Annotated in this window: 18 protein-coding genes; 9 read left to right on the top strand and 9 right to left on the bottom strand. The window is 54.7% G+C overall.

The window, feature by feature from the left end:
• Positions 1-921: 921 nt before the first annotated feature.
• From IGS51_RS13230 to IGS51_RS13245, 4 genes are all read left to right on the top strand, one after another.
• Positions 922-1,218: a hypothetical protein gene (locus tag IGS51_RS13230; RefSeq protein WP_297078820.1), complete on the top strand. Its 297-nt coding sequence runs from the start codon at positions 922-924 to the stop codon at positions 1,216-1,218.
• Positions 1,219-1,655: 437 nt separating this feature from the next.
• Positions 1,656-2,576, top strand: coding sequence for a hypothetical protein (locus tag IGS51_RS13235; RefSeq protein ID WP_172358247.1), 921 nt, complete (start codon positions 1,656-1,658; stop codon positions 2,574-2,576).
• Positions 2,573-3,796: a tocopherol cyclase family protein gene (locus IGS51_RS13240; RefSeq protein WP_297078821.1), complete on the top strand. Its 1,224-nt coding sequence runs from the start codon at positions 2,573-2,575 to the stop codon at positions 3,794-3,796. Before IGS51_RS13235 ends, IGS51_RS13240 begins: the two co-directional genes overlap by 4 nt.
• 248 nt (positions 3,797-4,044) lie before the next feature.
• The gene (locus IGS51_RS13245; protein ID WP_297078822.1) at positions 4,045-4,269 is read left to right on the top strand and encodes a hypothetical protein; all 225 of its coding nucleotides are present in this window, start codon (positions 4,045-4,047) and stop codon (positions 4,267-4,269) included.
• 148 nt (positions 4,270-4,417) lie between these two features.
• On the opposite strand, the gene IGS51_RS13250 is transcribed toward IGS51_RS13245, so the two are convergent.
• The 5 genes from IGS51_RS13250 to IGS51_RS13270 all read right to left on the bottom strand — a co-directional run bounded on the left by IGS51_RS13250 (position 4,418) and on the right by IGS51_RS13270 (position 8,784).
• Positions 4,418-4,909, bottom strand: a complete 492-nt coding sequence (locus IGS51_RS13250) for a YajQ family cyclic di-GMP-binding protein (protein WP_297078824.1) — start codon at positions 4,907-4,909, stop codon at positions 4,418-4,420.
• 89 nt (positions 4,910-4,998) lie between these two features.
• On the bottom strand, positions 4,999-5,391 hold the full coding sequence (locus tag IGS51_RS13255) for an MAPEG family protein (protein ID WP_297078826.1): 393 nt from the start codon (positions 5,389-5,391) through the stop codon (positions 4,999-5,001).
• 58 nt (positions 5,392-5,449) lie between these two features.
• On the bottom strand, positions 5,450-5,953 hold the full coding sequence (locus IGS51_RS13260) for a DNA recombination-mediator protein A (RefSeq protein ID WP_172358250.1): 504 nt from the start codon (positions 5,951-5,953) through the stop codon (positions 5,450-5,452).
• 82 nt (positions 5,954-6,035) lie between these two features.
• Positions 6,036-6,845, bottom strand: a complete 810-nt coding sequence (locus IGS51_RS13265) for an FHA domain-containing protein (RefSeq protein WP_297078827.1) — start codon at positions 6,843-6,845, stop codon at positions 6,036-6,038.
• A 742-nt stretch (positions 6,846-7,587) separates the two neighbouring features.
• Complete coding sequence (locus IGS51_RS13270) at positions 7,588-8,784, bottom strand: glycosyltransferase family 4 protein (RefSeq protein ID WP_297078829.1); 1,197 nt, start codon at positions 8,782-8,784, stop codon at positions 7,588-7,590.
• Positions 8,785-8,983: 199 nt separating this feature from the next.
• Between IGS51_RS13270 and IGS51_RS13275 the strand changes: the two genes are divergently transcribed.
• Entirely contained in the window at positions 8,984-9,373 is a 390-nt protein-coding gene (locus IGS51_RS13275; RefSeq protein ID WP_297078831.1) for a hypothetical protein, read from the top strand.
• Between the two features lie 140 nt (positions 9,374-9,513).
• Here IGS51_RS13275 and IGS51_RS13280 read toward each other — a convergent pair whose 3' ends face one another.
• From IGS51_RS13280 to IGS51_RS13290, 3 genes are all read right to left on the bottom strand, one after another.
• Positions 9,514-10,389, bottom strand: a complete 876-nt coding sequence (locus IGS51_RS13280; RefSeq protein WP_297078832.1) for a LysR family transcriptional regulator — start codon at positions 10,387-10,389, stop codon at positions 9,514-9,516.
• Between the two features lie 283 nt (positions 10,390-10,672).
• On the bottom strand, positions 10,673-12,040 hold the full coding sequence (locus IGS51_RS13285; protein ID WP_297078833.1) for a hypothetical protein: 1,368 nt from the start codon (positions 12,038-12,040) through the stop codon (positions 10,673-10,675).
• 108 nt (positions 12,041-12,148) lie between these two features.
• On the bottom strand, positions 12,149-13,486 hold the full coding sequence (locus tag IGS51_RS13290) for an oligosaccharide flippase family protein (RefSeq protein WP_297078834.1): 1,338 nt from the start codon (positions 13,484-13,486) through the stop codon (positions 12,149-12,151).
• A 659-nt stretch (positions 13,487-14,145) separates the two neighbouring features.
• On the opposite strand from IGS51_RS13290, the gene IGS51_RS13295 reads away from it, so the two are divergent.
• From IGS51_RS13295 to IGS51_RS13310, 4 genes are all read left to right on the top strand, one after another.
• Positions 14,146-15,366: a polysaccharide biosynthesis/export family protein gene (locus IGS51_RS13295; RefSeq protein WP_297078835.1), complete on the top strand. Its 1,221-nt coding sequence runs from the start codon at positions 14,146-14,148 to the stop codon at positions 15,364-15,366.
• Positions 15,367-15,594: 228 nt separating this feature from the next.
• Positions 15,595-17,976 carry a tyrosine-protein kinase domain-containing protein gene (locus tag IGS51_RS13300; RefSeq protein WP_297078837.1) on the top strand — a complete coding sequence of 794 codons (2,382 nt, stop codon included), beginning with the start codon at positions 15,595-15,597 and terminating at the stop codon, positions 17,974-17,976.
• 74 nt (positions 17,977-18,050) lie between these two features.
• A complete protein-coding gene (locus IGS51_RS13305; protein ID WP_297078838.1) occupies positions 18,051-19,262 on the top strand; it encodes a Gfo/Idh/MocA family oxidoreductase in 1,212 nt (403 codons plus the stop codon).
• Positions 19,263-19,401: 139 nt separating this feature from the next.
• On the top strand, positions 19,402-20,544 hold the full coding sequence (locus IGS51_RS13310; RefSeq protein WP_297078840.1) for a Gfo/Idh/MocA family oxidoreductase: 1,143 nt from the start codon (positions 19,402-19,404) through the stop codon (positions 20,542-20,544).
• Here IGS51_RS13310 and IGS51_RS13315 read toward each other — a convergent pair.
• Positions 20,529-21,875, bottom strand: coding sequence for a glycosyltransferase (locus IGS51_RS13315; RefSeq protein WP_297078841.1), 1,347 nt, complete (start codon positions 21,873-21,875; stop codon positions 20,529-20,531). The genes IGS51_RS13310 and IGS51_RS13315 overlap by 16 nt on opposite strands.
• Between the last annotated feature and the right edge of the window lie 5 nt (positions 21,876-21,880).

Consider the following 21,880-nt stretch of genomic DNA (forward strand, 5'->3'; position numbering starts at 1 on the left):
GGGAGCCGGATTGGAAGTCCCTCTCCCAAAGCGGGAGAGGGATTTAGGGTGAGGGCTACAAAAGTGGGATACACTCGCTGTGGCTAGAGTGCCCGTTTCAACCAGGGACTTAACAGATTTTGCTAGATGAATAATCGACAATAAGCATCCGCCATCTCGCCTATTGCACCGCAGGCAGCCACTTCATCAGGAGAAAAAATAGGACAAAAAAACGAGGGATACAAACTGACTGTGCAGCAGTCCATAACCCTCATCCGTGATAGTGCTTACGCAGCTTAGTAAGTTCTCATCAATTCATCACCAACTTCTCACCAAAAAGTCTCCGAGAAGTCATTGAAAGATCTGCAAACCCCATCATTTATACGTAAGTTATACGTCAGTCTAGAGATGAGTTAAACCGATTGCCAACTCCATCCAAAAACCAAGAAAACAACAGGACTTACGCACTTGCGATCAGTTTTCTGGGTTTTAGACAATTTCTCGCGGGCTACGCTCGCGAGAAATTGTCCAATTGCGTAAGTCCTAAACAAGTCAAACGGACTCGTTCAAGCCATTTATAGTTTCTAGGGAAAGTTAATTTAAGCCTAAACAGAGATGCTGCCGACGTTGCTTTGTAGAACGCTAGCCTGCGTCCAACTCACAACCCCCAGCACGTTAGCCCCCTCTTTAATCTGGGCACCGCCTGCAACGTTCTGGAAGCTCAGAACGCCGATATTACCCACATCAAACTTGGTCTTGCCCAGAGGAGTGAAACCGTAGCCGTTCAACTTAGATGCCCAAGATTACAGCTTAGATGCCCAAGATTACAGCTCAACACGTAACCCAAGAGAAATCTGGAGCAAAGGAAACCTGGAGCAGAGGTATAGCTGGCTGAATTGAATACCGTGAAGCAGGATGCTTACTCTGAAAATGCGATCCTGAATGTCAAGTTATCATGATGCTATTCCCAAAGATAGATATTTTTATATTTCTTCAGGAAAGATTCTTAAAAGTATTCTTAAACACAGTTACTTTTCCGGCGATATGGCCCTGAAGAAGTATGCAATGCCTGGAGAGATCGAGGGTATGGATACAATGCTTAGGATCATCCTTATACGCCATGAGATAGAGCACATCCCAGATATGCAAGTTTGCCCTCATCCCCCAGCCCCTTCTCCCAAAGAAGGAGAAGGGGAGCCGGATTGGAAGTCCCTCTCCAGCTTTGGGAGAGAGATTTAGGGTAAAGGTTACAAAAGTGGGATACACCCCGGAGATACATCCGGAGACGCTGGGCGATCGCACATCGAGTCTCTATCGACATCAATTCACAACATCAACTCACGGCAATTCGCGGCTTGACGGGCAACCGTATGGGATGTGTTTCCGGTTGGATTGAAGTGGATTGAAGTTTGATCGAAGTTCGATACGGCTTGGCATCAAGCTTTAAAGAGCCACAAACTCTGTAATGCTCTGTAAAGCTTTGTCATGCAGTTTGCAACGTAGCGTTACGTCGGGTCGCCTTGCGTTAAAAGAAAGTGAGAAACCGTTGTCGGATTTCCAAAAGCCCGCACAATGGAGGTCAAACGAGGGGGAATCCCAGAACCGACTTGGTTCCCCAAACTCGCTCCCCCCAAACTTGCTCCCCCAAACTTGCTCCTTAGTTAGGGTTTTGCACTATGACGGCCTCCGCCCTGACTCATCCCCTGCCGCCCACCCACAGCGCGACCGCCGCCCGCGACCAGTTGCAAATTGCGCTGGCGATCGCCGATGAGTCTACCCTAAAATCGCTGCTGATCCGCTGCACACCGCCCATCGCCCAGCCCCATCGCCTCGGCTCAGTGTCGTCGCAGGTGGGCGTGCCCGTTGATTCACGGCAGGCGATTGACGGCATTCTCAGTTTTGAAGATATTACCTGCGTGCTGGCTAGCTCGCCGGAAGAAATCAGCCGCCAAGTTGCCGCCAATATTGACCCCAAAAAGCTGGATCGAGAATACGCCAAGCTGACTCGCTGCGAATCGGAACTGCACACTCTGGGCAACAACCTGACGCTGGCACAGGCGATCGCCCGTCTCTCGCACGCAGGCTTTCCCCCCAAGCAAGTAGACGAAATCATTAACTTACCCAATGAAGCATGGCACAAGTCCTGGTGGTATGCGCTGGATGAGGTGGGGCATTTTACCGTGCCTTTTTTGCGCCTGATGCGGCCGCTGCGCTATCCCGACGGAACCTTCACGCTGCAATATCGCGACCACTTTGCCCAGGACAAGCCGCCCTCCTTTAGCACGCAGGGTCAAAAAGTGCTGGTGGAAATCAAAACCCCCGCCCAGACCTTCCGGCGCACCATCGAGCGGATTAACTTATTTCGGCACCAGATGGGCATCCAAAAGGCGCTGATCATTGGCGATCGCCTCACGGAACTGGAGGCACGGGGCTTCATCAGCCAGGGCATCAGCGTCTACACCACCCAGCAGCCCGTCGCCATCCACGCCGAAGCCGACTGCACCGCCTGCGCCAACTTCGACTGCCCCATGTATCGCCGCCCCGATTCGCCCGTGGTCATGTGCCGCAGCTTTTGCCTGGATGCCACAGCGGAATGAGTTTGATAAGTTTGCAAACTCCCCACAGCGGTTATCACTGGAGTCATCCCGAAACAGGGGCAGGCAGCCGCTTTTTTGAGGGCTGGTATCTGCGGCTGACGCTGCCAGAGTTGGGCGAAAGCTTCGCCTTTATGTATTCCATCGAAGACCCACAGGGTGGCACGCCCTACAGCGGCGGCACAGCCCAAATCCTCGGCCCGGACCACGAGTACCTCTGCCGCACGTTTCCCGATGTGCGCCTGTTTTGGGGCGATCGCCGCGCCTTTGCCCTCCGCCACTTGCGCCAATCCCCCCACGCCTCGAATAAGCTGAATAAGCAGATTGCTGAATTTCCCTCCTTCTCAAGGGAGTCTAGCGGGGATCAATGCAGTCCCTCCAGCAATTCCTCAGAGCATTCATTTGACTGTTCCACTCCAGGTTCCTCTAAGCATCCTCAAGCCGTCTTATCCGACGACTCTGGTCAGTTCCTCAACGAAGGTTATCAGCTTACCGCTACCCATCATCAGGGCATCCTCAGCGAACCCGGTCGGCATTCTGCTCGCTGGTGTTATAGCATTCAACCCGTCTATGGCTGGGGCAATCGCGATCGCCCCCAACAGTCCACAGCAGGCTGGCTATCGCAGTTCCAAATTTTTGAACCGGGCTGGCAGATTTTAATGGCCCACGGGCTGGCAACGGGCTGGGTCGAGTGGAACGGAACCCGCTACTGCTTTAGCCAAGCGCCCGCCTATGCAGAAAAAAACTGGGGCGGGGCTTTCCCCCAGCAATGGTTTTGGATACAGTGCAATGCGTTTGACGGCGAGGCGGATCTGACGCTGACGGCAGGCGGCGGGCGGCGGCGCGTGCTGGGCTGGATGGAGTCGGTCGGCATGGTGGGGATTCACCACCGGGGGCGGTTCTACGAGTTTGTGCCCTGGAATGGAACCGTGCGCTGGCGAGTGCAGCCCTGGGGATACTGGCAGATGCAAGCAGAAAACGCGGGTCATAGGGTGGAACTGCTGGGGACGTGCGATCGCCCTCCCACCCCCATCCGTGTGCCGACGGCGCAGGGCATGGTCTTTGCCTGCCAGGACACCACCCAGGGCAAGCTGACGGTAAAGCTGTGGGAAAAACAGGGCGATCGCCCCACGCTGTTGCTGCAAGCGCAGAGTCATCTTGCAGGGTTGGAAACAGGCGGCGATTTCTCAGCGACCGATACCAGGGGCTACAGCAATTTCTAGTATTTCTGAAGGCGTAAGGCCAGACAGCACTGCGGGGCTGATTTCTGTCTGGAGTATGACAGTTTACTCGAATAAACTCAAAGCTTCCGCAAAAGTGCCAGGATGGGCAAATTAATACGATAGAAAGATTTTATAGCGCAGCTTAAAGACTGTCTAAAAACCCTATTAAATTGCCAGAATTCACGGTTTACGCTGAAGGCTACGCAGATGATGATGGGTATAAGAATACGCACTGAATCGTCAAGTATATGCAAGCGCCCTTTCATCTACCAGGGTCCCAGACCCCTCCTTCGGAAACGCCAATTGACCAGCTTATTCGTGATATTCTGGCGGCCCGACGCATCACGCGGGCAGACCAGGAGCGATTCATGGCGCTCTTTTTGTCTAAGTCCTCTTTGGGGGAGAAGGAGCAAACTCAGATCAATCTACTGTTCGACGCACTGCGAGCGGGTCGCCTGCGAGTTGTGGATTAGCCTCCAAGTGCTTTTGGGATTCACGAAAAGCACTCAGGTCAATCGCAAGCTGGCTAGTAAGTTGCCTTGTAAGTTGGCTAGTAACCTGCCTAATAACCTGCCTAGTAAAAGGGTCAACAGAGGCGATGAAAGCGAAAACGCCGCCAGTCTATCGATAGTTCGTGAACTGGAGGGCAGCGGGATAGTCTTCCTGTTTGAGCCGCTGAATCACCGCCTGCAACTCATCCTTAGACTTTGCAGAAACCCGCACCGCATCCCCTTGAATTGAAGCCTGCACCTTTTTAAATTCGTCTCGAATCAGCTTAGAAATTTGCTTGCCCAATTCAGCGCTGATGCCCTTTTGCAGCTTAATTTCCTGGCGGACTCGGTTGCCGCTGGCAGGTTCGATCTTGCCATAATCAAAAATTTTAAGAGAGAGGTTTCGTTTGGCGGCCTTGGTTTGCAGGATGGTGTGAACCGCTTGCAGCGTAAACTCGCTGTCGGTGTTGACCGTGATTGCCGACTCGCCTAGCTCCAGCGTGGTGTTGGTATCTTTCAGGTCGTAGCGACTTTGCACCTCGCGCATGGTTTGGTCGATTGCATTTACCAATTCCTGCCGATCGAAGTCGCTCACAATGTCAAAGGAGAATGCTGAAGCCATAGCTAAATCATGAATTTCAAATGGGCTGTAGGCTGGTGGGCTGTAGGCTGGTTTAAAGTTTTTGCTTAGCGATTTTCTGAAAGGCGCGTTCAGGCGTTCAAACTCATCAGGCTGAGGAAAAACAGGGTCGCGATGCTGGCGCTGCCGATGCCGAACATGAGCGATCGCCCAAGAGGAATATTCTGAATGTAAAAGATGGAATAAAACAACCGTGCCGTGACGTAGGCGATCGCCGCCAGATTCACCCAGCCGCCGCTCTGCTGAGTGACGTAGGCCATCAGGGCAGCCGCCGAAAAGATCGTGAACGACTCGAACGAGTTTTGATGGGCCCAGGTCGCCCGCTGGGCGTAGGGGGGCAGCTTGTCAAACAGGGCACGGGGGGTGGCCATGTCATAGCCAGCCTGCACCCGGCCCAGCGCCACCGCACCAAACGGGACATAGACCAGGATCGCCGCCGCCACAATGGCATACAGCAGAACCATAGGGCTAGGAAGCTGCTCCAAACTTGCAATCACGCTGCTTTCTCCTAGTCGAAAAAACCTAGTCAAAATAAAACAACGTCACGAGCTTGCGCTGATCCTCGGCATCGCGACAGGTCTTCAGAAGCGTATGGCTATCGTGAAACGCAAAGCAGATTAGCTGCTGACAGCGCGAAATAATTTCCTGATTGCACAGGGCGCTGGCTTCTGCTAAGGAAAGCGGGTCATTAGCAGGATTTTCCACTAGATGCATGACCTGCTCTAGCTGCTCTCGCGACTCGCGGGGCTGGCGAGCCAGACTTTGGGGCAGGATCACCGTGAGCAAATTAGGGTCGGCCCGCATGGCCCCCCGAATTGCCGCAGAATTGGTTCCGGTTGCGCCAGAGGTCAGCAGGCGATTGCCCGCCAGCACCAGCGCATAGCTCATCATCTCGATCAAATGCTGATGCGTAATAGGAACATGGCGCGACCCCAACAGGGCGATGCGTTTCGACCCAGTCTGCTGGATCGTGGCTAGCTCCTGTAGGAAGTCATCAATTTTGGGTAGGTCGATCGACTGGCTCAACGATCACACACAGGCTGAACAACGGAGTTATTCTATCAGGTGTCAGTAACTCTGGCGCGACTTGTCCGATGCGGGACTCGTTCTAGTGGGAAGACCGCATAAACATGAGCGTATCTTCTAGCGGGTTAACTTGGGCAGGGAGCGCATCCTCCGGGCTTTGCAGACAAGTCTCTGAATCGCTTTCGGACACAGATTCTTCCCAATTCTTTGTCAGGGGCGACGAGAATGCAGGCTGTATGGGGGAGGCGGAAAGCGGGGAGGGCTGGCTGGCGCTGGGGGCCGTGGGATGGGCGATCGCTCGCTTGGGTTCAGACGCAGCCGACAACGCCCGCACCTGCGACAGCAGTTCTTCAGAAACAGGCGGCAACACCTGAGCCGTATTGCAGACAAAAAACGAGAAGGTAAGGCTGCCTAATCGAATGCGATCGCCATCTTTGAGGCGCACAGAATGGCGGATCAGTTCGCCGTTGAGGTAGGAACCGTTGCTGCTGTTGAGATCAACGAGGCGAAATCCCCCTTCGTCATACACGATGGCGGCGTGGCAGCGGGAGAGGCGCTTGTCTTGAATCGGCAGCACCACCCGCCGAGAGTCGCGCCCAATCGTCCAAATGTTTTGGGGCTGAGACAGCGACTGGGTTGCGCCCTTCAGCAGATTGGTGACAAGGTGAACGCGATCGCCCAGCACAAGCCCTTGCACGTAGGGAAGCGCAACGCCCGTTAGCGACTTATTGCCAGAGTTTTCTAGATTCAGAATTTCATCGAGCAGTTCGCGGTTGTGCTCGTAGAGCTTGAGAAACACGCGATAAAGCCCCAAACGCTGCTGTAGAGCGTGATCAGAAGCAGTTTCCAGTGAGTTGGCAGGAAAGGCGGCCAGGGTGTTGAGGTTAATCATAAACAACTGACGAAACAGAGGGTTTGGGCGATCTAACCGGAAACCAGTCGCAAGCGAGTAGAGGCAAAGCCATCGCTCTAAAACTAAGGCTTAGATACATATTGCTTGCGTTGCTTACGATAGTTTGCTGGGTCTGGCTTCATCCATCGATTCAGCTTTAGCGGTTAAGAAGCGGAGGAGCCTCGCCGAGAGGGGAGCGTGGTGAGCGCGGCGACCCGTACACTCTGCCACTGTGCCCCCAAGACTGGAGCAATGCCCCAGGATCAACCTTGGGTGTCATCCCCAGTTGACTGAAGAAACCGACCCGTGCGCGTATCCACTTTCTAGCCTAAATGGACTGTCAAGCTGAGGTAACCGCACGACTACGGTTGAGTCTATAAAGCTCCCCGAAAATCTTAGGATTTCTCCAAGTTTTCCCAGAAAGCGCTCCGGATAAACATCACTATAAACATCACCCAGCGTTACAGTTGTCACTTTAAACTTTCGGGTCTTTACGGAGGGCAGGAGCAATAGAGAAATGGCTAGAGAATAGAGAAATGGCTAGAGAATCCTGTTCCAGGCTACGAAATTCCCGGCTGGCTCTGGGGTGGAACCCTGCTCGTGGGGGCCTCTGCGAGATCCGTATGGTGTTCTATATTACTTAGGTGTCTTTGCCGAAACGGAGGCGATCGCCCCCCCGGCTACTCGGTCATCCCTCATAGGGTTTCCTTAAACAAAAAATACTACAGGACGGGTAGACCTTCTACCGAATTTTCTTGGGCTGGAGCAAGACTTGCCGCACCTGTCGCGCAATCCTCTGCCAGTCAAACTGGTCAACGGCATATTGGCGGCAGAGGCCGCGACCGGGTAAGGGGCATTCTCCCGTCAGGAGCGCAATCAGCCGCTGGGCGATCGCCGCTGGTTCGGCCGAGTCTGTCACCAAGTCTGGGCAAAAAGGCATGAGAATTTCTGGCATTCCGCCGACGGGTGTGCAGAGGGCAGGCGTTCCAGACGCAAGCGACTCCAGCAGCACCAGGCCGAATCCTTCTAGGCTCAGGCTGGGCATCACGGTCAGGTCGGCCGCTTGATAGGCGAGGGGCAAGTCTGCTTCGGGCAAAAAGCCGAGAAACTGGACGTGGGGTTGCAGCCCCAGTTCATCGGCCTGCTGCTCTAGGACTTGGCGGAGGGGGCCCTTGCCTGCGATCGCCAGCCACACCTCTGGCACAGCCGCTTTTACCGAGACTAGCGCTTGCAGCAGACGGTCTAGCCCCATGCGCTGCACCAGCCGACGAGTCGTGAACAGAATGGGGCGATCGCCCGGCCAGCCCAGCGCTGCACGGGCCTCGGAACGCGACCGCGTAGGGGCGAAGTGGTGTGTGTCTACCCCGCCAGGAACGATGCGGATCTGGCTCCAGGGAACGCCGTAGGACTCGTGCAGGATCGCGCCAAAGGCTTTGCTCAAGACCAAGAAGCGATCGCACCGGGAAAAAACGCGCTGCTCGACCCATTGCTTTAGCACCACGCTTGGCTTGCTGGCTCCTTCGTGACGGCTTTCGAGCGCCCAGGGCCCGTGAAAGGTAAAAGTGACGGGCACATCTGGCGGCAGTAGGTCGAGCAGCGGCAAGCTATAGAGAGCAAAGTGGAGGTTGATTGCGTCGATGTCCCGAAAATCGGCTTGCCTGGTGCGCTGGGCAAACCGACGACGCACCTCCCAAAGCCGTTGGGGCAACGGGCGATCGGGTTCAGACAAATTCGTCAAACGAAGAGAGCCGTGTTCTAAGCCATCGGGTAGACCGACCCCGCCCAACTCCAGGCGATCGCCCCTGGCAAGCTGAGTTGCCAACTCATAGACATATCGCTCCATGCCCCCTGGCGTTTGGGGAAACCAGCCCGTCCCCAACAGCAAGAGACTGGCATTGGTAGGTTGAACCGCTACATTGGCGCTGGTTGGGTCGTCCATGCTTTCACCCGTCTCAAGCCTGGGGCGTGTTTTCAATACCTGGCTGAACCGAGCCTATCACCATCCCTCAGCGCATTCATCCAGTTTCTAGCCCTTGAGAGACTCTATCAAACCTATTCATGGAAGCTATGGAGCCTACTTTTTGTATCTTAAGATACTGTTTTCTAGACTGGAGCTATCAAAAAGGAGGTAGATACTTATGAAATGGCAATTAGGGCACGGGCAATCAGAATTTCCGGCAAACCCTCAGCAACGATTTCAGTCCGAATCCCAATCGCGTCTGAACTGGCACCAAAATCGACACCATGTTGAAACCCTGGAGCGCATCTTTCATCGGACGGCAACCCCCAAACGCAACTGGAATACGAGGCTGAAGGGACTGTGGGAAAGGGCGATCGCCGCTCTGGATGTGTCGGATGAGCCGCGCGTGTGGCGATCGCAGGATGGGCACGGGAATGTCTTGTGGAATGCCTATGATCCAAAAACCGGAAAGTCAGTGAATTGCGTTTCGGAAGCGGATTTGCGAGTCTGGCTGGAAGCGCGGTATTCCCAAACCCCCAGTTCCCCACTGCCTAATCTCACTGTCTAATCTCACTGTCTAATCCTACTGTCTGATGCCACTCTCTAATCCCACCGTTTGATCCCACCGTCTAATCGCTGGCTGTAGCGATGCCAGAACCTTTCAGAACCCTGCTAACGGTCGGGTGTCTCGTGACGTTCAGACGGTTATCAAGACTGATACTGTTTCTTCAGCACGTCCAGAAACGCATAGACACTGGGCGGCAGCAAAGCATTTGCCAGCGTCACGACTCCGATCAATCGCTCTAGGGGCGTAGGCAAGCTGTAGGTTTTCACGCCAGCAGGAATAGGTTCCGCAGCGAGTCGCGGCAAGATCGCAGCACCCAACCCTTCCGCCACAAGGCTGACGATCGTGGCATCGGTTTCCACCTCATAGTCAGCCTTGAGCGAATGCCCCAAGGTTTTGGCATGGTCGTAGACGGGGCGCATCATGAGGTAATCTCTGGGCGGCATAATCAGTGGGTGCTGCAACAGTTCTGCCCAGGTTAGCTGTGGGCCCGCAGGCTGAAACGAAGACGGCAGCAGCGCAATAAATTCATCCTGAAAGACTCGCCAGACTTCAAACTCTTCACTGGTGGGCATAAACGTAAACCCCACGTCGGACTGCCCTTCGCGGAGGGCCTGCTCGACGTGGGGATAGTTGTCGTGTTCCGACAGGTTGATGGTGATGCTGGGGTGCTGCTGGTGAAATTGGGCAATCACAGACGGCAGCAGGTTGGTCGCAACGCTGCGAAAAGAAGCAACCCGCACTTGTCCCCGTTTCAAGCCTCTGGCATCTTCCGCCGCTTGGGCGATCGCATCCGCCCGCACCACAATTTCGCGGGCATGGACAAGTACCGTTTCGCCCACTGGCGTGAGCCGTGCTCCATGTCGCCCCCGGCTAAACAACACCACACCCAGGAAGTTTTCTAGAGCGGCGATCGCATGACTGACGGCAGACTGCGACATTTCCAGGTGCAGCGCTGCCTCGCTAAAACTACCCCGCTCCGCCACGGCAACGAGAATGCGGAGCTGGGATAGCTTCATCTGGTTTTGGTTGTTTGCGTCTAGCAACTTGCCCTATTTCACTTGCCCTATGGCAAGAATTCCAACAAATTCCAAAGACATCGCCAGCCATTGTAGAAGAGAAGACAGGAGGCGTGGCGAATCTTGGGCGACAGTTTTGGGGCACTCAGTCTTGGCGAATGGTTACGAGAACGCAGCGTCAGGCGGCGTGTGCAGATAGAAGCGATACGACCTCTGCATGAGCCATTACAACCTCTGGATGGGTTTGCAGCGCGGCGCTGTACTTGCTCGAAAAGCGATCGCCCTATTTCACGCTGCTGCGTTGGGAGAAGGGGGCGATCGCCGAGCTTGCAGAAACGGGACTTTCGATTGCTTTCAGCGAAATGCCCAGCGTTTTGGACTCGGTGTGGTCGGCAAACAAGCCCAAAATGCCCCCGGCTGAAATCGTCAGCAGCGGATGGGGAAAGGCATTCAGCAGAGCGTCTGCCATGTTGAGCGCGAGTACGACGGATAGGGCCGCCACGGGCGCAAGCCTACGATGATGCCAAGCGCCTGTGGGGAAATAAAAGATTAGCACCAGACTGGGCAACAAAAAAACGAGCGTAAGGCTTACCAATCCCACCAGTCCGCGAGTGCCATACACGATAATCCACAAACTATCAGTGATGTACTCATAGCCCCTGTGATCAATCACGCGATTTCGCCCATACCCCCCCCAGCCAAACCACATTCGTTGATTGGCCTTGTCCACTAGAACATCTTCAGAATTGAGCCGAAATTGCAGGGATTCCGTCTTGCTTTCAGAAGTAACGCCGCTAACGGCTGCGGTAATGCCATCTTTTGCCAGGGAACCTGAGATGCCGTTATGCAAATAAATCAAAATACAGAACGAAATTGCTAGCAGCGGCAAAAAGTTTTTCAAATATCTGCTGACAAAAAAGATGAACACGCCGACACAGAAAAACACCGTCGCCGCCAGCGATCGCGTCAGGAAAGACTGAACCACGATGGCGATCGCCAGCCACTTAAAGGGAAGCCCGAACAGACGATTGATTGTGCCGCTTTTCCAAAGCCATACTGAAATTACGGCAGCAGACATAAACCAAGCACCCACAACCAGCCCGTGCGCCTGAAACACAATCGGTCGATAGCCAACGCCTTCAATCACGTTTTGACCAATCCGGCCCCCTGAGCCGTCAAATCCGTAGAAGGTCTGGTGCAAGATTGGGCTGAGACGCATCTCAATCCAGCAAAGTGGAATATAGCTCAGCGTCCCCACAACAATGCCCAGACAGAGCTTTCTCAGTCCCTCCAAATCACGGAGATAAATTCTGCCTAATAGATAGGGCAAAACCCAATTTACGCTTTGAGCGCCTAGCTCCTTCAATCCGTCAAAAATGCCCAAGTCGTTCGAGATAGACGAAAGGAACGGGCAGAACCACCACACGATCATCGGCAAATCAAACCAGCTTAGGCGAAAGGAAAACAAGCGCTTTGCTTCCGCATTAAACAGGATGATTCCTAAGAAAACTGCATAAGTCGTGAACGCCATTCGAGTTCCCGGAATCAGAAGCGGAAGCTCAAATTCAAATTGAGACAGATAGAGAAACCCCGTCACGAAGCTCACGACGATCGCCCATTGAATCGACAACTGTCGAAACAAATTAACCACGATCGGAACCCATGCAAGCAGTGCGGGAGCAGGAGGAATGATCATCGATGCTATGAGCTTTTCGTTCCAGGTATTGAGACTTAGGAGTTAAGGGTCAGAAGTTGAGAGTCAGGAGCTAAGTGCTGGAAAATCTACCCCAAAGATGGCTCGACCGGTCAGAAATAGAGCCAGAATAGCCAAAAAAACAAGCGTTAGTTTGAGGTCTTGTCCGATACAAAGCAGGCGCTCTTTCCAGAGTCCATAAAGGTTTGCCGCATAGATGGGGATGTTGCTGATTGGAACCGCAACCACTGCTCCAAAATCGCCTGCTAGGTGAGCGCCCAACGGAATTCCCAGAATTAGAAACAGAAAACTCAACAACTTGCCGAACGCCGAATATTGAGATTGTCCCAGCGCCAGGAGGACAGGCCCAATTGTATTCGTCAGTGCTAGGGGCCAAATTCCTAAGGAGAGGACTGATAGCATCCACCCTGCCTGACGGTAGCGTTCGTCATACATGATGGAGATAATAATGTCTCCGGTGCTAATCAGCAGAGCAAGCAATATTCCAATTGCTGCCAATACCAATCCCCGGTTTTTGAGAATCTTGGCCCGCAGTTCAGTCCGCTCTAGATGAATCAGCTTGGCTAGAGACGGAAAGATCACCGTGCCGCCGACCTTTTCGATCAGCGTAGAGGGTAAAATTGCGATTCCCAGGGCAAGATTGTAGATCCCAAACATCGAGAGGGTGATGAGTTTTCCAAGCACCAATCGATCGGTCTGGGTCGCCAGAAAATGCATCGCGCTGGATGCAAAAATCCACTTGCCAAAGTTCAAGATTTCTCGAACGGCTGACTTATCCCAGGCAAATTTATTTAGCGGGCCGGGAATGCTCCAAATGTTCAGGATCAGCGTGATAACCGCAGAAATAACTCCCGCAGAGGCGATCGCCCAAATTGATGGACTCAGCCAGGCCCAAATAATCAAGATGACACCCGAAACCACCTGGGCGCTGATTTCAAGGGTGGAAATATGCCGCATTGAAAGCTGGCGATTGAGCGTGATTCGCTTGGTCGGGTTGAACCCATCAATGACCAGAAAAAGCCCCATGAACGGTAGCAACAAGACCAGTTCAGGCTGTCCATAAAAACTGGCAACGGGCCACGCAATTAGCAAACTGCCTGCCCACAAAATGAATCCCCGAATCACCTGAATAGTCCAGGCTGTGTTTAGAAAATCGGGATCATCGCCGCGCTTGCTTTGAATAATGCTAGGAGCAACTCCTAAGTCCGAAAACAAAACTAGCGCACCCAAAAACACCCAGACCAAGCTGACTTTCCCGAACATTTCCGGGTTGAGCAGGCGGGTCAGAATCAAGTTGCTGCCAATTCGCAGCGCCAGGGAAATGCCGTAGGTCAGGACAACCCAGGCCGTCCCGCGAATTGCCAACTGTTTAATAGATGCCATGACCCTGCCTAAGCAACTTTGCTAATCCAAACCCGTCCAAATTCATTCACCAGTTTCGTCGCATTCCATCAGATAGTGCTAGTTCGCTGCGATACAGTTGCCTGTTTGGATATGTGTTTCTAACAATAATTTGGAAACAACTTGAAAATAACTTGAGAGCCACTCCGAAAGTATTCTTAAAGCCACTCTTAGAAGATTAAAAGATCTACTTTAAGCAGAAAAACCGATGTAAAAATCGGGGGGCGATCGCCCTCTAATCCCCCTTCAGCAGAGCTTGTAAAGTCTGCCGACTCAATTGGACTCAGATTCAATCAGACTCAATCAGACTCAAAATAACGCCAGTTTGCCAGTTGTTTCTTTTTGTATAGCTAACTTATATCGGTGAAGCTGGGGGCTTGTCAGTAATTTCACGGCCCTTCATCAAAACTTCATAAAATTCTGGATACCTTTTCTGAGGAAACCCGTAGTCCTTGCCAGTTCTGGATTTCATCGCTGTTGCCGAGCGGTTCTGTTTTTGGGCGATCGCCCAAAATTTACGGGATTAGGCGTAATGATACCGTTTGCCCCGGAACAGGTTTGGTATTATCTGCTTGCTTCGATTCACAGAACTTATTAAAGCCAGGTTAATGACAGGGCATCAGTCGCAAGGAGCGTGCCTTATGTCGGATTATCAGGAACGCATTTACTCCCGAAGTGGGGACTATGCTATTGCGGTTAGGAATGAGTCTGGAGGGGAATCCAGAAATTTTTTAGGACGGGTTTGGAACGCAGGTCTTGGGCTGGCAGGGCTAGGACTGGGTTGCTGGATGGGGGCGATCGCCCTTGCGCTGCCATCCACCGCCCAGACCTTGCCGAACCCTGTACCCTACGAACCTAGCGGACGGGTTCCTTCTCGTGCGGCGGCAGCGATTCCGGCAGAAGCAGCCAGCACCGAGTACACGCTGGGGGCGGGCGATCAGGTGCGGGTCGATGTTTTTGGCGTTGCCGATCTCAGCGGCACAACATATACCCTGTTGTCCGACGGCTCCCTGACCTTGCCCTGGGTCGGAAAGGTGGTTTTGCAGGGATTGACGACCGAACAGGCTTCAGAAACCTTGGTGCAGCGCTATCGCCGCTATATCCACCGACCGTCGATTACCGTCAGCTTGGTCAGCCCGCGCCCGGTTCGCATCGGCGTGGTGGGCGAGGTAAATCGTCCCGGCGCATACACCACCGGGCAATCGGCGGGCGGCACAATCGAGGGTGATGGGGCAGCCGCTCCTATTCGCACCGTGACGCAGGCCATCCAGGCCGCAGGCGGCATCACTCAATTAGCCGATATCCGCAACATCGAGATTCGCCGGCCGCAGTTGGGAAATCGCCAGGAGGTGATTCGGGTTGATCTGTGGGCATTTTTGCAGGCAGGCGAGCTGGATCAGGACATTCCCCTGCGAGACGGCGACACGCTGATCGTGCCGACAGTCAGCGCTCTCGACCCCCGCGAAGCCGTCCAGTTGGCTGCCGCAAACTTTTCGCCCGAAACGGTCAGAATTAACGTCGTCGGGGAAGTGAAGTCTCCCGGAACGCTGGCGCTACAGTCCAACACTTCGCTAAATCAGGCAATTCTGGCGGCGGGCGGGTTTGACCTGACTCGCGCCCGCACCAGCGAAGTGCAGTTAATCCGCATCAACCCAGATGGTTCGGCCGTCCGTCGAGAAATTCAGGTAGATCTCTCCGCCGAGGTCAATGAAGCCACCAATCCGGCCCTGAGAAACAACGACATTGTGGTGGTGGGTCGCTCTGGGCTGGCGCGAACCGGAGACTTTTTGAATACGCTATTGGGGCCGATTAATCCGTTTGTGGGGGTGTTTAGCATCCTCCGAATTTTTGGCGGGAACTAATCTTGGTGCAGGGTTCGATGGCGTTCCCAAACTGGGAGTAAGCGTGTGTGAGTGAGCGTGTGTGAGTGAGCGTGAATGAGAGTGTGGGGCGATCGCCCGTTTCTATTCTTTGAGTTGCATTCATGTTGCATCGATAGCGTTCAGCAAGCTGTTCATGTTTTTTTCGTATTTTTATCCGTGTGTTGTGCCAGTCTTCTGTAACTCCTCCAATCGTCAGTTGAGTCAGGTATGAACCCAGAAAATCGTCACGAGCCGCTCCGCCTGGAGAGTAGTAACCAGCTGATCAGCCAGTTGCTCAGCCAAAATTCTGCTAGCGATGCCGATGAGTTTGCCCGCCTGATGCGAAAGGGGCTGAACATTGGTACGTATCGGCGCAGCATCTTCCGAAATTTCTGGCTAACGGCGAGCATTGTGGGGTTGGTCAGCAGTCTGGCTGCGTTGCGATATGCCACCACGCCCCCCACCTACTTGGGCGAGTTTCAGCTTTTGGTGGAGCCGCTGAATACACAGGCGCGGGTGGTCGATCCACTGGCAGTCACGCGAACAGGCAATAACGTGCCGACCGAGCATTCCTTTGGCGGGCTGGATTATCCCAGCCAGATTGCCGTGCTGCAAAGCCCCGGAATGCTGGAGTCGATCGTGCAGGAAGTGCAAAAGTCTTATCCAGCCTTCAACGTGGGGATGCTCCAACGGGGGCTGACGGTGGAGCGGAAAGGGCAGATGAACACGGATATGACCAAAATTCTTCGCGTCAGCTATGTCCACTCCGACCCCGAACTGGTGGCGACGGTGCTGCGGGAAACGTCGAATCGCTATTTGCAATACAGCCTGGAAGACCGCAAGACCCGCTACAGCGAAGGCATTAAATTCGTTGAAGACCGCTTGCCAGAACTGCAAAATCGGGTGAACTCGCTGCAAGACCAACTGCAAGCGCTGCAAGAGGAATATAACCTGGTTGACCCTAAGGAGCAGGGAACGTTGCTGTCGGGAGAGGTGAGCCAGATTGCGGCAGAGGAGCGGGAAACGCGCAAACTCTTGCGGGAACAGGTAACGCTGTATAACTCGCTGCGGCAACAGTTGAACCTGACCCCAGAGGAGGCGATCGCCGCGTCTGCCCTCAGCGAAGAACCGGGCTATCTGAAGCTGCAAGAGCAGATGCAGCAGCTAGAAGCCGAAATCGCCACCCAGTCGGCACAGTTTAGCGAAGAAAGCCCGATTATGCTGGATTTGCGGGCAAAGCAGCGCAATCTTTCGAGCCTGATGGCGCAGGAGGCACAGCGCATCTTGGGGCAAAATCTGGGGCAGGGCACGGGCAATCCCCGCGTGCAGGCGTTCCAGAACTCTGTTCGGCTCAAGCTAATCGAAGAAATGGTAGCGGCTATCAACCAGATTCGCGTGTTGCAGGCCCGCAGCGCCGAAATTGCAGGCATCCAGGCGCAGGTGCAAAACCGCTTTCAGGAGCTTCCTGCTGTCTCGCGGCGATACAGCGAAATCCTGCGGCAGCTTGAGATTTCCAACCGCAGCCTGGATCAACTGCTTACCCAGCGCGAAAACTTTCAGATTGAATCGGCTCAGACGGAGGTGCCGTGGGAACTGGTATCGCCCCCGACGCTGCCGAAAGACGGGCAGGGTCGCCCAATTCCCTTTGCCAAGAGCAACCGAGAACTGCTAGGGGCGATCGGCGCTTCGATTTTGCTGGGGCTGCTGGCGGCTATCTTACTTGACCAGTTCCGCAACGTTTTCTTTAGAACAGAGGACATTCAAGACGCGATCGATCTGCCAGTCATTGGCGTGGTGCCCTACGACGCTGGCGCTGCCCATCTACAAGCCGAGGTTCAGCCAACTGCAACGGGCGATCGCCTTGATTCTTCTCTGTTCAAGGAAGCCTTCAGTTCGCTCTATGCCAACCTCTGCTTTATGTCAGACGGTGCGCCAATTCGCTCGATCACCGTTTGCTCTGCCTCGCCCAGTGAGGGCAAAACCACGATCGCCCTGCACCTGGCCCAGGTCGTTGCCAGCATGGGCAAGCGGGTGCTGCTGGTAGACAGCAATCTCCGCCACGCCGACTTGCATCGACGGCTGCGGCTGGAGAACGAGACGGGCTTGAGCGATGTGCTGCTGCGTGAGGTGCAGCCTGATGACTTGATCCAACCCACCAGCGTCCGCAATCTGTTCGCGCTGACTGCTGGGCAACCCTCGCTAGAAGCCGTCCGGCTGCTGGCATCAGAACACATGCAGACCGTCATGTTCAGGCTGCATCAGACCTACGACCTGGTGATCTACGACGCACCCCACCTGTTGGGATTGACGGATGCAGAGTTCATCTCGGCAAATACCGACGGCATTCTCATGGTGGTGAGCGTTTGTCAGGCTAAGAAATCGCACGTTATGCAAGCCCTGCAATCCCTGAGCGTCCATCGCCTACCGAGTCTAGGTGTGGTTGCCAATCATCCCAACCTCAGGGCGATCGCCTCTCTGGGCTACTACAACACCCATCCGCGCCCGCTGCGGCGACAGGCCCGCATGGTAGAGGAACCCGCCCGCGCCCTGCTGAATGGCAGTTCTGGGAATTTCAGCAGTGGTAATGGTTCTCATCATTCCAAAAGCTAGACACGGTTCAAAAAAGCTGTTTTTTCTGTGTATCGAGCGTAGCTCAACTTAAATATTTAGCGGTGGAGGGTGTAATGCGGATTGCGATTGTTGGTTGTGGATTCGTTGCAGACTACTATCTCAAAACCTTGCAGCGACATCCAGAACTCAAGCTGATGGGCGTGATGGATCGCGTTCCAGAACGTGCCGAGCGCTTTTCTGCATACCATTCCGTCCCTCGATATGACACGTTCGACGATCTGTTAAAAGATCCCAACGTGGATATCGTCCTCAACCTCACCAATCCCCGCAGCCATTACCAGGTTTCCAGAGATTGCCTGGCCGCTGGCAAACACGTCTATTCTGAAAAGCCGCTGGCGATGGACATGGCAGACGCAACCGAACTGGTTGAACTGGCTGAAAGACGCGGCTTGCTGATTGCTTCAGCGCCCTGTAGCGTGCTGGGCGAAACGGCGCAAACCGTTTGGCGGGCGCTGCGGGAAAATCGCATCGGCAAGGTGCGCCTGGTCTATGCCGAAATGGACGACGGACTGGTTCACAAAATGCCCTACCAAAAATGGGTCAGCGAATCGGGCGTGCCCTGGCCCTACAAGGACGAATTTGAAGTGGGCTGCACGCTGGAACACGCAGGCTATTACGTGACGTGGCTCACGGCATTTTTTGGCCCGGCAGAGTCGGTGACGGCGTTTTCCTCCTGCCTGATTCCCGACAAGGAAACGGACGTGCCGCTGGCGGTGAACGCGCCCGATTTCTCCGTTGCCTGCATCAAGTTTGCCTCTGGCGTGGTGGCGCGACTCACCTGCGGCATTGTGGCCCCGCATGACCACGGGCTGCGAATCATTGGCGACGACGGCGTGTTGGGCATTCACGACTGCTGGTATTACGAAGACCCGGTGTATATCCAGCAGATGGTGACCCTGCGCCGCAAAGCCTTTATGAGTCCGATCAAACAGCGCTACCCGCTGCTGAGAAAAGGGGGCAAACGGTTTAACTACAAGGGTTCTCAGCAGATGGACTTTGCTCGTGGCGTGGCGGAGATGGCAGCGGCGATCGCCGAAGGTCGTCCCTGTCGCCTGTCGCCCCGCTTTTCGCTGCACAACAACGAAATCGTGCTGGCGATTCAAAACGCAATGGAAACTAGCCGAACCTATCGGCTCACCACAACCTTTGAGCCAATTGCGCCGATGCCCTGGGCCAGCGATGGGGCAGAGACGCGGGAACAGCCCCAATTGGAGCCAATGTCCACAGCGAAAGTCGCAGCTTTCACATCTAGAAGCCCGCAGTAAAGTCCTGCACTAGAATCCTGCACTAGAATTTCGCACTAGAATTTCGCATTAGAATCCCGCACTCAATTTCTCGCACTAAAGTCCCGCTGTAAGGTTCGCACTCCAATTCGCACTCAATTTCTCGCGCTAAATTTCTGAGATGCAAGCACCATCGCGCACAATTCGCTGGGGTATTTTGGGTACGGGCTATATTTCCAGGGCGTTTGCCGAGGGGCTGCGGCCGCTGCCGGGGGCGCAACTGGTGGCGATCGCCTCGCGTACCCCCTCTAGCGCCCAGCAGTTTGCCCGAGAGTTTGGCATAGCCAGGGCCTACGGCAGCTATGGGGAACTGGTTCAGGATGCTGAGGTGGATGTGGTGTACATCGGCACGCCCAACAGCCGCCACCGCGACGACTGCCTGCTGTGTCTGGGAGCAGGCAAGCCTGTGTTGTGCGAAAAGCCCTTTGCAATGAATGCGCGGGAAGCCAGCGAGGTGATTGAGTTTGCCCGCAAGCAGCATCTCTTTTGCATGGAGGCGATGTGGATGCGCTTCTTGCCGCTGGTGCAGCGCGTCCGGCAGATGGTTCAAAGCGGGGCGATTGGCGAAGTGTGTACGCTGACAGCGGAGTTTGGCTATCCGGCTGCGTTTGACCCGTCCGGCCGCTTGTTTAACCGAGAACTGGGGGGCGGGGCGCTGCTGGATCGGGGCGTGTATCCGCTGTCGCTGGCGTACTTTTTGGTGGGGGAACCGGAGAGCGTGGTCAGTCAGGCGGCGATCGCCACCACGGGCGTTGATGAACAGTCCAGCTATTTGCTGAAATATGCGAGCGGGCAACTGGCGATGCTGTCGGCAAATTTGCGAACCTACGCCAGCAACGAAGCTGTGATTACAGGCACTCGCGGACAAATTCGCATTCATGCACCGTTTTATAAGCCGCATCAGCTTTCAGTGACGACGTTTGCGGCGGCGGGCGATGGCTCAAGCCAAGCCTCAGGCGGGAATCGTCCCTCCGGCCTGAAACAAGCCGTAGCATCTGCTGTTCGAGACAATTCCCTTCTGCAACGCCTCTATCTGCAATTCGGCGATCCGTTCCTCAAGCGACTCCGTCAGCCAACCAAAACCATTCTGGAGCCATACGCGGGGAATGGCTACGGCTATGAAGCCGCCGAGGTGATGCGCTGTCTTCGCAGCGGCGAGATCGAGAGCAGGATCATGCCACTAGACGAGACGCTGGCCATTCAAAAAACAATGGACGAGATGCGTCGCCAGTGGGGTCTGGCATATCCTCAAGACGAGATCTGACTTGAAATCTGACTAGGAACTTTTTCGAGATTGCCAGGAAGGGCGATCGCCCCTGATTCCCGTTCCTTAGAGTCCCGTTTCTTAGAGTCCCGTTCCTGTATAGAGTCTGCCATGTCTGCAATTCCTGGATGCGTCACGTAGCGCTGGAATAACGCCGCCAGCCGCGCCGCTTCTACCCTGGCGCTGTGGGACTGAGCCACTCGCGCTGCGCCAGCCTGCCCCATGCGCTCCAGATCTGCCAGCGGTGTCTGCAAGACCTGGCGCATCGCCGCCGCCAGCGCAGTTACGGAACCTGAGGGCACCAGCCAGCCGCAGACTCCCGGCTCCACCAGTTCAGGAATCCCAGCAATATAGGTACTTAGCACGGGTCGCCCCAGCGCCAGCGACTCCATCAGCACCACAGGCAACCCCTCGGCAAAACTGGGCAGCACCATCACCTGCGCCGCTAAAATCTGCTGCTGCACTTCCGAATTGGTCGCCCAGCCCGTGATTTCCAGATAGTCGTGCAGGTTCAGCGCATTGATACGCTGTTCAATCTGCGCCCGTAGCGGCCCATCGCCCACCAGGACGACCTTAAACCTTAATCCCTCTGCCGCAAGCTGGCTCACCGCTTCCAGCAGCAGCAGGTGACCCTTTTGCTCCCCCAGCCGCCCCACGCAGACAAAGCGAGACTCCTGCGGCAGCGGTACAGACGGCTGCGATAAGAATAAGTCATCTACGCCGCAGTGGATGATGTGAATCTTTGACCACTGCGGATAGTCGCACCAGCGAAAAAGCTGACTTTCGGTAAAGGAACTAATGGCGACGACAAAGGCAGCGTGGCGAATTTTTTCAGGGAGGGCGATCGCCTCTGGCTTGTCAAACTCGTGGGGGCCGTGAACCGTGAAGCTATAGGACGGCCCGCCTAGCGCATGACACAGCATCGCCACTGCGGTTGCATTCGTGCCAAAGTGCGCGTGTACGTGGTCGATGCCCGTTTCCATGCAGCCGCGCAGCAATCCACAGGCCTCAGCTAAGTAAACTAGGTTCACCAGCAGCCCCCGATCCGATTTCCAGCCCGTTTTAAGCGCTAGTCGCAGCGCAGCGAGAAATCGTTGAGGGCGGCCCATCACCCCGCGAACCGCATTCAGCAGCAGGTCAAATTTAGAGCCTAGAATAAACCGTGTTTTTTGAAACTCTTGCTGATCTGCCGCATCGGTCAGCGCTAGTTCTGGCTTGCGAATCGAGAAACGGGTTACGTCAATTCCCTGCGTTTCCAGTTCCAGAATTTCTCGACGGATAAATGTGCAGCTTGCGTAGGGATGCTGATTCATCAGGTAAGCAATCTTCATAGCAG

This window comes from Thermoleptolyngbya sp. M55_K2018_002 (genome assembly GCF_015295965.1).
GTDB lineage: Bacteria > Cyanobacteriota > Cyanobacteriia > Elainellales > Elainellaceae > Thermoleptolyngbya > Thermoleptolyngbya sichuanensis.